Source organism: Mangrovibacillus cuniculi (assembly GCF_015482585.1).
Classification (GTDB): domain Bacteria; phylum Bacillota; class Bacilli; order Bacillales; family R1DC41; genus Mangrovibacillus; species Mangrovibacillus cuniculi.
Map to the genome: position 1 here is coordinate 2,960,036 of NZ_CP049742.1, position 13,068 is coordinate 2,973,103.

14 protein-coding genes are annotated in these 13,068 nt (G+C 36.0%); 13 read left to right on the plus strand and 1 reads right to left on the minus strand.

The window, feature by feature from the left end; all coding sequences use genetic code 11:
• The first annotated feature begins 86 nt into the window (after positions 1-86).
• The 5 genes from G8O30_RS15025 (at position 87) to G8O30_RS15045 (ending at position 5,076) form a co-directional block, all read left to right on the plus strand.
• Positions 87-1,076 carry a DUF3231 family protein gene (locus G8O30_RS15025; protein WP_239672829.1) on the plus strand — a complete coding sequence of 330 codons (990 nt, stop codon included), beginning with the start codon at positions 87-89 and terminating at the stop codon, positions 1,074-1,076.
• Between the two features lie 236 nt (positions 1,077-1,312).
• Positions 1,313-2,413, plus strand: a complete 1,101-nt coding sequence (locus G8O30_RS15030) for an ABC transporter ATP-binding protein (protein ID WP_239672830.1) — start codon at positions 1,313-1,315, stop codon at positions 2,411-2,413.
• Positions 2,406-3,215: an ABC transporter permease gene (locus G8O30_RS15035; protein ID WP_239672831.1), complete on the plus strand. Its 810-nt coding sequence runs from the start codon at positions 2,406-2,408 to the stop codon at positions 3,213-3,215. The genes G8O30_RS15030 and G8O30_RS15035 overlap by 8 nt, the downstream gene beginning before the upstream one ends.
• Positions 3,212-4,009 (plus strand): ABC transporter permease, encoded by a 798-nt coding sequence (locus G8O30_RS15040; RefSeq protein ID WP_239672832.1) that lies wholly within the window; start codon positions 3,212-3,214, stop codon positions 4,007-4,009. The genes G8O30_RS15035 and G8O30_RS15040 overlap by 4 nt, the downstream gene beginning before the upstream one ends.
• Complete coding sequence (locus G8O30_RS15045) at positions 4,006-5,076, plus strand: ABC transporter substrate-binding protein (RefSeq protein WP_239672833.1); 1,071 nt, start codon at positions 4,006-4,008, stop codon at positions 5,074-5,076. The genes G8O30_RS15040 and G8O30_RS15045 overlap by 4 nt, the downstream gene beginning before the upstream one ends.
• A 30-nt stretch (positions 5,077-5,106) precedes the next feature.
• Here the strand turns inward: G8O30_RS15045 and G8O30_RS15050 are convergent, their stop codons facing one another.
• On the minus strand, positions 5,107-5,457 hold the full coding sequence (locus G8O30_RS15050; RefSeq protein ID WP_239672834.1) for a hypothetical protein: 351 nt from the start codon (positions 5,455-5,457) through the stop codon (positions 5,107-5,109).
• 108 nt (positions 5,458-5,565) lie between these two features.
• Here G8O30_RS15050 and G8O30_RS15055 point away from each other — a divergent pair, with 108 nt between their 5' ends.
• The 8 genes from G8O30_RS15055 (at position 5,566) to G8O30_RS15090 (ending at position 13,043) form a co-directional block, all read left to right on the plus strand.
• On the plus strand, positions 5,566-5,811 hold the full coding sequence (locus G8O30_RS15055; protein WP_239672835.1) for a GlsB/YeaQ/YmgE family stress response membrane protein: 246 nt from the start codon (positions 5,566-5,568) through the stop codon (positions 5,809-5,811).
• A 138-nt stretch (positions 5,812-5,949) separates the two neighbouring features.
• On the plus strand, positions 5,950-6,441 hold the full coding sequence (locus tag G8O30_RS15060; RefSeq protein WP_239672836.1) for a hypothetical protein: 492 nt from the start codon (positions 5,950-5,952) through the stop codon (positions 6,439-6,441).
• 93 nt (positions 6,442-6,534) lie between these two features.
• Entirely contained in the window at positions 6,535-7,461 is a 927-nt protein-coding gene (locus G8O30_RS15065; RefSeq protein WP_239672837.1) for a DUF1002 domain-containing protein, read from the plus strand.
• A gap of 258 nt (positions 7,462-7,719) precedes the next feature.
• A complete protein-coding gene (locus G8O30_RS15070; RefSeq protein WP_239672838.1) occupies positions 7,720-8,010 on the plus strand; it encodes a hypothetical protein in 291 nt (96 codons plus the stop codon).
• Positions 8,011-8,076: 66 nt separating this feature from the next.
• A complete protein-coding gene (locus G8O30_RS15075; protein ID WP_338040639.1) occupies positions 8,077-9,591 on the plus strand; it encodes an HD-GYP domain-containing protein in 1,515 nt (504 codons plus the stop codon).
• A gap of 1 nt (position 9,592) precedes the next feature.
• Positions 9,593-10,504 carry a DMT family transporter gene (locus G8O30_RS15080; RefSeq protein WP_239672839.1) on the plus strand — a complete coding sequence of 304 codons (912 nt, stop codon included), beginning with the start codon at positions 9,593-9,595 and terminating at the stop codon, positions 10,502-10,504.
• A gap of 152 nt (positions 10,505-10,656) precedes the next feature.
• Complete coding sequence (locus G8O30_RS15085) at positions 10,657-12,501, plus strand: sensor domain-containing phosphodiesterase (protein WP_239672840.1); 1,845 nt, start codon at positions 10,657-10,659, stop codon at positions 12,499-12,501.
• Positions 12,502-12,608: 107 nt separating this feature from the next.
• Positions 12,609-13,043 (plus strand): hypothetical protein, encoded by a 435-nt coding sequence (locus G8O30_RS15090; protein WP_239672841.1) that lies wholly within the window; start codon positions 12,609-12,611, stop codon positions 13,041-13,043.
• The last annotated feature ends 25 nt before the right edge of the window (positions 13,044-13,068 follow it).

Here is a 13,068-nt window from a genome sequence, read left to right on the forward strand (position 1 = left end):
TTAAGCTCAATTAGCAAATTCTTTGTATAGATATTCTAACTCTTTACATACTAACAAGTAGCAAATAATATCGGAGGAATCAGGACATGACTCATCAAGCAAAATTGACGTCTAGTGAGATTGGTACCCTATGGATGACATATCAACAAAAGACTATGTTCTTAAGAATCATGGAATTTTTCTTGGAACATGCTGAAAGGGAGGAAGAAAAACAATTACTACAATACGTGTATGATGTTATCTCTCCTTTTCCAGATAGAATTGCTCAGTTCTTTACGGATGAAGATGGGAAAGCTCCAATAGGGTTTACTAGTGAAGATGTTTCTGTTGGTACACCAAAACTTTACGATAACGGCTATGATATTATGTTTATTCGTGTGATGAAACAAATATCAATGGGGATGCACACCTTACATTTAAGTATGTCTTATCGAGAAGATGTTTGTTCATTGTATAGAGAATTAACTAGCATTACACAAGAGATATATTCTAAATGTACCGCATACTTAATTGATAATGGACAAATTGCTCGAGCACCTTACGTTCCTATGCCAAAGGCTAATTACTTTGTTGACGACAAGAAGTACCTAAAAGGACAGTCTTTACTTGGTGATAAACGGATGTTAAACACCGTAGAACTGGCACATATTTACCAAGGTGTAGAATCTAATACGGTAGGATTCATCATGATCAAATCCTTCCATCAAGTAGCAAAAACAGATGATATCAAAAAGTATTTCGCAGAGGGAATGGATTTAGCAAGAGATATTATTGTTAAATTTACAAAAGAGATAGAAGATAGTCAGTTACCTGCACCAACTGCATCCGGGGGCAATATTACTAATTCTGTAATATCACCTTTCTCAGAAAAGTTAATGATGTATTGTACTAGCTTATTTAGCTCTTTCTCTTTAGGAAAGAATGCCATTGGAACTGCATTTAGCTTCCGTAATGATTTACCTGTAGAGGTGACTCTAATAGCAAAAGATATCTTTGACTATGCTCATTCAGGAGCTAGAATTATGATTAAACATGGTTGGTTGGAAGAGCCACCCCGCATTAAAGATTTACATTAATATAATGTAAACTAGAAAAAGGACTGGAGAGGGGAATTCCTCTTCAGTCCTTTTTTCAAACATTTCAAGTGATATGTTGCAAAAATGTTACAATGAATACGGAGCTATTGTGCATAATTTACAATTTGTATACTATACAATACATCTGGCTTTTTTAGAGATATTTTTTATTGATTTTACAACTAGTTATTTGACATAGATAAAACAAGAGAAATTAGAATGTGAGGGAAAAAAGATTGAGTACAAATACGATTATACGATTTGACCAAGTATCAAAAGTTTACGATGATAAGCCTGTTTTACAAGAAGTTAGTTTTGAACTAGAAAGAGGGAAATTCTATACATTACTAGGGCCATCAGGTTGTGGAAAAACAACTATTTTGCGATTAATAGCAGGCTTCATTGAGCCCTCTACAGGACTTATGGAATTTAACGGGAAACCACTAAATAAAATTCCAGCTAATAAACGCCAAGTAAATACAGTATTCCAAGACTATGCACTCTTCCCTCATCTTAATGTCTTTGAAAATATCGCATTTGGTCTTCGTATTAAGAAAATGAAAGAAGCGGAAGTAAAGAAAAAGGTAAACCAAGCATTATCCTTCGTAAATTTATCCGGTTACGAATACCGTTCTATCGACGAGATGTCTGGTGGCCAACGTCAACGTGTAGCAATTGCTCGAGCGATTGTAAATGAACCCGAGGTAATACTGTTAGATGAACCCCTATCTGCACTAGATTTGAAACTACGTACGGAGATGCAATATGAACTTCGCGAATTACAGCAACGTTTAGGGATTACGTTTGTCTTTGTTACCCATGATCAAGAAGAAGCATTGGCGATGTCCGATTATATTTTTGTGCTTAATGAAGGGGTTATTCAACAAAGTGGAACGCCTACAGACATTTATGATGAGCCGATAAACCGTTTTGTAGCAGATTTTATCGGAGAATCTAATATTGTAAAAGGAACAATGGTGAAAGACCAACTAGTTCAGTTTGCTAACAAAACGTTTGATTGCGTGGATGGTGGATTAAACCCTAACGAACCTGTAGAAGTAGTTATTCGCCCAGAGGATCTTTCTTTGGTTTCTACAGGTAAAGGTAAATTGGAAGCTAGAATTGACTCACAGTTGTTTAGAGGAGTTCACTATGAAATTTGCTGTTTCGATGAACAAGGAAATGAATGGCTTGTTCACTCAACAAAAAAAGCAGAAGTGGGAGAGAGTATTGGATTAGACTTTGAGGCAGAAGCAATCCATATTATGCGACTAGGGGAAACAGAAGAAGAATTTGATAAGCGATTAGAGTCTTATGGAGATCAGCAGGATGCGTAATATAAGTGGAAAAAATATTTATCTGATTCCTTATGCCATTTATATTCTATTGTTTGTAGTAGCACCTATCGCATTAGTATTTTACTATTCTTTCTTTGATATGAATCAGCAGTTTACGATTGCTAATTATGAGAAATTTTTCACCGCTACTTATTTGAAAATGACATTGAGTTCATTCTGGTATGCAGCACTTATAACGTTTTTCTCTTTACTTGTTGCTTATCCGGCTGCTTATTTAATTACTAAACTAAAGCATCGTCAGTTATGGTTGCTGTTAATCATATTACCTTCCTGGATTAATCTCTTGCTTAAGGCATATGCATTCTTAGGTATCTTTGGAACCAATGGACCGACCAATGCGTTTTTAGAAACAATCGGTATTGGGCAACAACAACTGTTATTTACAGACTTTAGCTTTGTTTTTGTTTCCGTATATATTTTTATTCCATTTATGTTGCTGCCAATTTATAACGCATTAGAGAAACTAAACCCTTCTTTTGTATACGCATCATTAGATTTAGGGGCTTCGCCTTGGACAACATTTAAACGAGTGGTCTTTCCATTAACCATTGATGGAGTAAAAGCAGGATGTTTAGCCGTGTTTATCCCTTCCTTATCTCTCTTTATGATTACGAGACTAATTGCAGGGAACCGAGTAATTACTTTAGGTACAGCAATTGAACAACATTTCTTAGTAACACAAGATTGGGGAATGGGATCAACTATTGCTGTTTTCTTAGTTATTATCATGGCTATTATGATGTTTGTTCTAGGTGGTCAAAAGGTAGGTGCTTCTAAATGACAAAGATTCGTTCAGTGGGGAAAGTATATTTAACTGCAGTTTTTCTTATTTTATATGCCCCAATCGTCTATTTAATGATCTTCTCCTTTAACAGTGGGGGAAACATGGCCAGCTTTGATGGTTTTACGTTTGATTACTATAAAGAAGTATTTGCGGATACAAGACTACTAATCATTGTCTTAAACACGCTCGTGATTGCGTTATTGTCTGCAGTGATTTCTACAATCCTAGGGGTTTTTGGTGCTTTAGCGATAGACTATGTAAGAAGAAAAAGGGTAAAGAATTCTTTACTAGCTTTAAATAACGTTTTAATTGTAAGTCCAGACGTTATTATTGGTGCTTCTTTTTTGATTCTGTTTACCATTTTAGGGATTAGATTAGGCTTTACATCTGTCCTACTTTCCCATATTGCATTTAGTGTGCCTATCGTAGTAATCATGGTGTTGCCAAAACTCCAAGAGATGAGTAGCACTCTAGTAGATGCTGCATTGGACCTTGGTGCAAGCAGATGGGATGTTTTATCTAAAGTGGTTTTACCTTATATAACTCCTGGTATTTTTGCAGGTTTTTTCTTGGCTTTAACTTATTCTTTAGATGATTTTGCGGTTACTTTCTTTGTAACAGGAAACGGCTTTACTACGCTATCAGTTGAAATTTACTCGATGGCTCGCCGTGGTATTTCCTTAAATATTAACGCTTTATCCACATTGTTATTCATCTTTACGTTGTTGTTAGTGTTAGGTTATTACTTCCTAAACCAGCGTACGAGAAAAGGATTGGAGGTGCCTAAATGAAATCTCTAATTAGAGCATTTGTTGCCGCTTTAGTTGCATCAAGTATCTTACTATTAGCCATTAACCATTTAAATGCGACAGAAGGATTCTCAGGGAACAATACGTTAACCATTTATAACTGGGGAGATTATATTGATTCCAATCTAATCGACAAGTTCGAAGAAGAAACAGGAATGAGAGTTATTTATGAAACGTTTGATTCGAACGAAGCGATGATGACAAAAATTGAGCAAGGTGGAACGAACTATGATCTTGCTATGCCTTCAGAATATGCAATAGATAAGATGAAACAAGAAGAATTACTTATGGAGCTTGATCACAGCAAAATTCCTAACTTAAAGCATATCGATCCTAGATTTATGGACCTTCCTTTTGACGAGGGGAACCGTTATTCCGTTCCTTACTTTTGGGGAACAGTAGGTATTGTCTATGATCCAAATGAAATAGATATCGAAATTAAGAGCTGGAATGACTTATGGGATCCTAGCTTACGTAATGAGATCTTGCTAATTGATGGAGCCAGAGAAGTAATGGGGTTTGGATTAAACAGTTTAGGGTACAGTCTTAACGACAAAGACCATTCGCACTTGCAAGAAACTAAAGAAAAGCTCGATACCCTAACACCAAATATTAAAGCAATTGTAGGGGATGAGATTAAGACGCTTATTCAAAACGGTGATGCTCCAATTGGAATTGTTTGGTCTGGGATGGCTGCTGAAATTATGTGGGAAGTAGAGCATATGCAATACGTTGTTCCAGAAGAAGGATCTAATTTGTGGTTTGATAATATGGTTATTCCATCTACAGCGAAGAATGTGGATGGAGCTCACCAATTTATTAACTTTATCTTAGATCCAGAGAACGGTGCAGCAAATGCAGAGTACGTTGGATATTCTACTCCAAACCAAGCAGCAGTAGAATTGTTACCAGAGGATATCTCTGGTGATGAACGTTTTTATCCAAGTGAAGAGTTGACAGCAAGGTTAGAGGTTTATGAAAACTTAGGAAAAGAAATGTTAGCATATTATAACGAGTTATTCTTAGAATTCAAAATGCATCCGAAATAAAAGAGAGTAGCCGATTGGCTACTCTCTTGTTTATATAAACGCAAGTTGATATATCCCGTAATAAAGTGGAAAGATGAATAATAAAGACGCAAATCGCAAGAAAAAGGGACCCTCTTCCATCTCTCTGCTTGTTAACTTATGTGGAAAGAATAGCGATCCTGCTATATCCCAGCACAGCCCAACAACAAATACGATACGCCATATTTCTTGCGTAAAAATCGTTTGTCCTGTCACAAAACTGAATAATCCAAACCAAGTCACAATGGAGATAATAAAATCAATCAATCCTAAAATCGTATATTTTCGCCACTCTTCTTTCACATATGCTACGAGTGATAATCCTAACACACCTAAGTAAATTGTCCACAAGAAAAAGCTCATTGATGTTCCTCCTTCAATCCATCGAACATTATAACAGAAAGTTGGTTTAAAAGTCGTCTATATGGGGAACATAATCTTAATTTAGAAAAGATATGGAGGTACACCTTTATGGGATTTATCTTTTATTTAATCGTAGGTGGTATTATTGGTTGGTTAGCAGGAATTATACTTGGTAAAGATATTCCAGGTGGTATTATTGGTAACATTATTGCTGGTATTATCGGGTCATGGATTGGTAGTAACTTATTTAATATCGGTCCTGTAGTTGCAGATATAGCAATAATTCCAGCTCTTGTAGGTGCCATTATTTTTGTGTTTATAGTAAGTCTTATCTTAAAAGCATTACGCAAATAGTTTAGTGGAAGCTGTCCACAAGTACATGGCTTTATACTTGTGGATAGCTTTCTGTTTTTAGAAGGTAGTTTTCATGTATCTAGATGTCCAATAAAAATTTCACTTTTAGCACATAATAAATAAGAGGAGGCTAGAAAAGTGCTAAAAGTTTATACTAATTTATTACTATTATTCATCATACTTTTTGGTTGTACACCAGTTATTCCAGAGACCTCCTATGATATTTCGGATGATCTTGCGAAGTCGTTTCTACAAGAGCATGGATACAATATCATTCGGTATGAAGGAAACAAAAAGATGAAAATGACACGAGATTTCATTGAAGAACATGAAGTTCAACTTAGTTGGCAACTCTTAAGAGAAGATCCATTATCTCTTATAGATAAAGAAATAAACATGCAAGTGTTTCAAGTAACAGACCATGTGTTAGATATGCTTTCTGAATACGATAAGACAAAAATTGAAGTATGGATAGTAGATGGAGAAATAGTTGGTGGTACTTCTAAACCAATAACGGATATTGGAGGGAATTTAATAGAGGTAGCACATCAATATACCATTTATGGTGAAAGAATAGGGTATAAAGTCAAAAACGGAACAATAGTAAATGGACTGTTACGTAATTTATGAAACCTTCTTTAGGTAATACTCGTCTAATTATTAGAATACGATTATACTCTTAGTAGTGATAGTAAGACATGAAGAAATGAGGAGAAGAGAAAAATGAAAAGGATAACCAAGATGCTACTTGTCCCTCTTTTGTGTTTACTTGTATTACCAACAGGGATTGCTAGTGCAGATACTGGAAATCAAGAAGTAATAAATGAATTACTAGGTGTACCAATTGTAGTTTATGGTGAAACCTTAAGTAATGAACAAAAAGAAGAAGTTAAATCAGCCTTTGGAGTAGAAGATGCTTCACAAGTGGAGGAATATACGGTAACAGCGAAAGACTTAGCGAGATATATTGGTGGTAATCCTAATTCACGAATGTTTTCTTCTGCGAAAATAACGATGACAGAAGAAGGAACAGGAATTGTAATTAAACGTGTAACACCAGGTAATATTACACAAGTAACGGATGAAATGTATATAAATGCGATGATCACAGCTGGTGTGGAAAATGCAGAAGTGGAAGTTGCTTCTCCAGTAGCAGTAACAGGACATTCTGCATTAGCTGGTATTTATAAAGCGTATGAAGCATCTGGAGTAGAATTGGATGCCGATAGAATGGACGTTGCGAGTGATGAGCTAGATTTAATGACGGACTTAGTTTCCGAACAAGGTATAGAAGAACAAAAAGTAACGGAACTCTTAACCCAAATAAAGCAACAAATTGCGGAACAAAATCCTGTAACGCGTGAAGAAGTAGAGCAAATAGTACAAGAACAGTTATCTACATTAGGAATTCAATTAACGGAAGAAGAGCAACAAAGATTGATTGATTTGTTTGATCGTATTCGAGGGTTAAATATTAACTTTGATAATGTACGTACGCAATTAGAAGATTTGTCTACCGCTCTACAAGATACGTTACAAAATGTAGTAGAAAATGAAGGTTTCTGGAACTCGGTAAAAGAGTTCTTTACCAATCTAATGAATGCTATTTCTAGTATTTTTGGTGGATCGGAAAACGAATCAACAAACTAATAAGTGAAGAGACTGGAACATAACTAAAAAAGTACATTCAAAAAGACGAATGTACTTTTTTCTTAGTATTTGACTTCATAATACTGCAGAATTAGTGCTTATACAGTATAAATCTTTGGGATTGTAGCGGAAGGGGGCGACTCCTACGGGAAAGGTGGGTTACTGAGACCCCACAGGAGCGTCCCCCTATAGCGGAAATCCCTGTGCAGTCACTTTCGGTTATTGTCCCAGCCTCTTTCCTTTTTTCGGGTGATGATAGTGATAAAACTAGGTTATGAGTGTACAACTAAATACATAAAAGATGGCATACAAGTCATAAAGAAAGAAAAATATACCTTACGTCTATCAAGGACAGAGATTGACACACATTTTGAACAGTTTCCCCTAGAAATTGTTTTAGATGTTTCGTATAAGCCATTTTCAGATGGGAGTGGTTTATTATATTTACATACAAATAAAGGAGTTTTTCCGTTTGTAACGTATGACGATACGACAGAATTTATAAATAGTTACGTTAAACTGAAAAGATATCAACAGTTCATGAAATAATTCTCTTTTTTCACCTTACTATAGTAAAATATAGTAAGAGTGGAAATGCAATGGGGGAATAAAACGTTGAAAGACATTTATAAAAAATTCGTTACTTCTTTATTTATACAATACATATTCGGTTCACTAGTAGCTGTCTTTGGCGTGGGGAGTATGTTTATATTCCATTCATTGGATTTACAAAAGCAAGATATATTGACACTGCTGTTCATCATGATGTTCTCCGGTTGTGTCATGGCTGGAGCTGAACTGGCTTTGTTTAGTAAACATATTAAACCAATACGAAAGATGTTACTTGGTACGAACCCATCTGTACAAGACTGTCAGTTAGCTTATGAGCAGCTTCATCGTTTCCCGACCTTAACTGTCATTCGAATTATGGGACCACACCTATTTGGTTTATCTATTCCAGCTATCACTCTTTCATATCTAGCAATCTCTTATGGATACCTAGAGCTTCCTCTGGTATACATAGGATTAGCTTGTACCGGAGCGATATTAATCGCAATGCTTCATGGATTAATCGAGTTCTTCCTGACAATAAGTGCTACTCGTCCAGTTTTATTAGCTGTGGAGAAATACAGTTTACAAGAATTCAATATCTATCAATCTAAAAGAGAGCAATATTTCTTAAGTTTAAAAAAGAAGCTCGTCGTAAGTTCCTTATTCTTAGCCACATTCCCTATCATGTTATTTAGTTTGGCAAATCAAGTACGATTGATTGAAACAGGCGTGACAGAAAATATGCGAGAGTATTGGGAATGGGCTTTGGTTATTATAGTCGTTGTTGGTAGTATAGCTCTTTTAGGTGCCATGCTATTATTTAAGCATATGCTCTCGCCAATTGATGAATTAGCCGTTGGTGTAGAAGCTGTAAGAGAAGGAAATCTCCTTCTTTTAGACAATCCATATTCTGACGAATTCTCTAAGTTAATTCGTGGGTACAACCACATGGTAAATGCAATAGATACGCGGGATGAAGATAACCGTCTGCTGTTAGAAAGTTTTTTTACTGTCATTGCTGCGACGCTAGATGCTAGAGATCCTTACACTGCAGGGCACTCTGTCCGTGTAGCTAACTATTCTGTGAAAATAGCAAATGCGGTAGGATGGACAGAAAGAGAACAAGAGCTATTAAAGAAATCCGCATTACTTCATGATATTGGGAAAATAGGAATTAGAGATGAGGTTCTTTTAAAAGAAGGTAAACTAACAGATGAAGAATTTCGCATTATTCAAGAGCACCCTTCCATCGGTGAGTATATTTTGAAACAAGTAAGATTTACAGAGGATTTATCAGCTATTTTGCCAGGGGTTAGAAGTCATCATGAGCGTTTTGATGGAAAAGGATATCCAGACCGTCTCCAAGGTGAAGATATTCCGGTGTTTGGTCGCGTTATGGCTGTCGCTGATGCGTATGATGCCATGACTTCTGATAGACCTTATCGTAAAGGGATGCCAAAAGAGAAAGCTCTTTCTATCATTAGAGAGGGAAGTGGGACGCAATGGGATCCGTTATTTGCTAGAGTGTTTTTAGATATAATGTCTAGCGATGAAGAAACGAAAGTAACGGAGGAATAATGTGAGTAAACAGGAAAATACATGGAAGTTATTTGCAGCCCTATTTGGCCTTAGTGCTATATGGGGTTTATCTTTTGTATTTATAAAAATATTGGGTACGAATGTAGGTGTGGCTGGAGTTGTCTTTTGGAGGTGTCTAGCCGGTGCTTTTGTCTTACTACCATTTATGATCCTCCAACAACGTAAAACAAGAAAGAAGATTCCATGGATTCCATTAATTGTAGTAGGAATCATTAATGTTTGTATTCCTTGGCTGCTAATATCTTGGAGTGAGACGCTTATTCCAAGTAGTACCGCATCCATTTTAAATGCTACTACTCCGTTATGGGCTCTTTTATTGGGAGCTGTCTTTTTTAAGACGAATGCTACTTTCCGTCAATTTATTGGTGTATGTATAGGATTCATTGGAATTGTTATTTTACTAGAATGGCGCATAGATGTATTGTGGACCGGAGCATTTGTTGGTGTTGGCACTATGCTTATCGCTACATTTTGTTATGCTTTAGGTTCTCATTTAACAAAGAGATGGTTAAACGGCGTATCTGTATTAACGACTGCTACGGTCACACTTTTTGTTGGTGCTATCGGTGGAGGTTTATTGGCTGTACGAGAGTCACAAGCCTCATTTCTTACCATTGATTCAATAGAAACTGTTTTAGCAATAATTGGCCTAGGGTGCTTAGGGTCAGGTGTTGCACAGGTCTTATACTATTATATGGTATCGGCTGGATCTGCTCAATTTGCTACAAATGTTACGTATTTAATTCCTGTAACTGCCATTGGATGGGGTGCATTTTTGTTAGATGAAATCATTTCACTATATACCTTAACCGGATTGCTAGTTATTTTAGTGGGAGTTTACCTAGCAAGTGGAAGAAAACTATATGTTCGTCCATCTGTAAGAAAAGGGTGATAGATCCTTTTCTTTTTTTGTTGGGAAAATTATTGTTTTCCGCATTTTACTAGATTTCTTTTTCACTATTTCTCTACTGTTGAATATAATAAATTATCATATTTAGTCGATATACATTTATAGAATAGTCTATCAGGAAGGGGGGATACGTGTTGGAATCACCTCAGGGGATATTAATGCAACAACAAGCAAAAATATTAGAGATTGCGAAAAGTCGAGAGATTGAACCAAGTCAATTGCAGAATGCTTTAGTAGAGATATGCGGGAAGATGTCCACTTTAGTCAATGTAGAAAGAGTGGGCGTGTGGTTATCTCAAGATGACGATAACAAACTCCATAACTATGCCCAGTATGACAAGCAAAACGGCCACTACCGAAGCGATACTGTATTAGAAGAATCGTCGTGTATGACGTACTTTAACTTATTACACTCTCACCGAACGATTGCTGTTGATAATATTTATGAAGATGAGAGAACAAAAGAACTAGTACCATTCTTCCTAGAACAAGCGAGTAGTGTCAGCGCGATGTTAGATGCCCCGATTATTACATCATCAGGCGTTAAGGGAGTATTATGTTGTGAATCGTTTGTGGAAAGAAAATGGACAGCACAAGAACAGTTATTCGCTGGTACCTTCGCAGACATGATTGCCATTATATTAGAAAGAATGGAAAGGTTGGAGGTAGAGCGACAACTCGAAAAGTTAGCATTCTTTGATCAGCTAACAGACCTGCCTAACCAAAACCACTATTGTAAATATGTGAGTAGTAAAATCGATTTATCACCCGTTAAGCCATTTAATATAGTATATATAAGAATTGATAAATTTGAATATATGCAAGATGTACTAGGTTATGAATGTGGGGAAAATTTAGTAAGAGACATAGCCCAAAGACTTGGTGAAAAGAAAAGAAAAGAAGACTTTATTGCTAGAGTAGGAAATTACCATTTTGTTCTTGTCACAGAACCAATAAAAGAAACTATTTGTAGTAAATTATCCGCCATGTATCAAGAATTAACGAAGCCGTTTTTTACTGCGAATCAAGAGATCTACTGTACATTTAGCATGGGAGTCAGTTCGTATCCAGAGCATGGAGAAAAACCAGAAATTTTACTCTCCTCTGCCCGATCTGGTGTATTGCAAAATGCCTCTAAAGTAAATAGAGGAGGAATATATCATTTTGAGAAGAATGCTGCTCAGATAATGGAAACAGACTTACACATAGAGATGAACTTGCGTAAAGCGTTAGAATTAGATCAATTTGAATTATATTATCAACCTCAGATCAATACGCTAACTCAAGAATTGAAAGGGTATGAGGCGCTTATTCGCTGGAATCATCCTGACTTAGGAATTGTATCTCCAGCTAAATTTATTCCAATGGCAGAATCTACTGGAATCATTGTAGAAATTGGAGAATGGGTTGTTGATCAAGCATTATCAACATTGAAAGCTTGGAATACAGAGAAATCCAAAGATATCACTATTAGTATTAATGCTTCCGCAAGGCAATTTTTACACAAGGATTTCCCGTCGTTGGTGGGAAAATACCTTGATAAGCATCAAGTTTGTCCAAGTAAACTAGTTATTGAAATTACGGAATCTTTAGCGTTAGAAAATACAGTGGAAGTTTCTGAGCAACTAACTATCTTTAATAAGATGGGAGTAAGTATTTCCATTGATGACTTTGGTGCGGGATATTCATCCTTAACCTATTTGCTTCACTTCCCTGTTTCTACATTAAAATTAGACAGGCAGTTTATTCAACACGTACATCAAGATCCTAAAAGTATGATCATTATTAAAACATTAATACGACTTGCGAAAGATTTAGATATTAACCTTATTGCAGAAGGTGTAGAAGAGGAAGAACAGAGTAATTTGCTTCAAGATTTAGGGTGCTATATGATCCAAGGATATCTGTATGGAAAACCGATGCCCAAAGAAGAAGCCTTTCGTTTTCTCTTAAATAGCAACAAAAATGAATTAGTTTAAAATCACTTATAGTCAGAATTGATATTTTTGACTTTTACATTAATGTAATATATATCCAGAGCCTCCTGTGAGATAATACGTATATCTTATGAAAAGGAGGCTTTGTTTTGAGTAAAAGAAAACATCCAACGCTTCAATATGAAACCACAACTAACGAAACACTTCAACTAAAGTCAATGAAACTATCCTATGCTAAATCAAAAGAGTACATCGAAGTCACCCTCTCGAACTATCTGCGAACACATGTGAACGGCAAAATTCCTTCCTATTACTTTGATTCCAACACAATGTATGCTTTAACAGAGTTTTATGGCTTACAAATCTATGCTAAAGGCAATCAGTTTGGTGAATACGTTGCTTCTGGGAATTATGATCCTAAGTTTGAAGATTCAATAGAATGGGAAATAGAAGAAATACTAGGAGAGCTAGAAGAACAAGCAGAAGAAGAATTTACCCGAGAAGTAGTAGAGTGCTTTCTCCTGGCTGCTAAAAGTATCTTTACACTTGCAAGTGAAGGTGCCATAGACTCATACCAAAAATAGTAGACGAATCGACTTGATGGTATAA

Excerpts from the sequence above, each read along its gene's own strand:
- G8O30_RS15025 (WP_239672829.1), top strand. The coding sequence starts at position 87 with ATGACTCATCAAGCAAAATTGACGTCTAGTGAGATTGGTACCCTATGG.
- G8O30_RS15050 (WP_239672834.1), bottom strand. The coding sequence starts at position 5,457 with ATGAGCTTTTTCTTGTGGACAATTTACTTAGGTGTGTTAGGATTATCA.
- G8O30_RS15055 (WP_239672835.1), top strand. The coding sequence starts at position 5,566 with ATGGGATTTATCTTTTATTTAATCGTAGGTGGTATTATTGGTTGGTTA.
- G8O30_RS15065 (WP_239672837.1), top strand. The coding sequence starts at position 6,535 with ATGAAAAGGATAACCAAGATGCTACTTGTCCCTCTTTTGTGTTTACTT.
- G8O30_RS15040 (WP_239672832.1), top strand. The coding sequence starts at position 3,212 with ATGACAAAGATTCGTTCAGTGGGGAAAGTATATTTAACTGCAGTTTTT.
- G8O30_RS15035 (WP_239672831.1), top strand. The coding sequence starts at position 2,406 with ATGCGTAATATAAGTGGAAAAAATATTTATCTGATTCCTTATGCCATT.
- G8O30_RS15045 (WP_239672833.1), top strand. The coding sequence starts at position 4,006 with ATGAAATCTCTAATTAGAGCATTTGTTGCCGCTTTAGTTGCATCAAGT.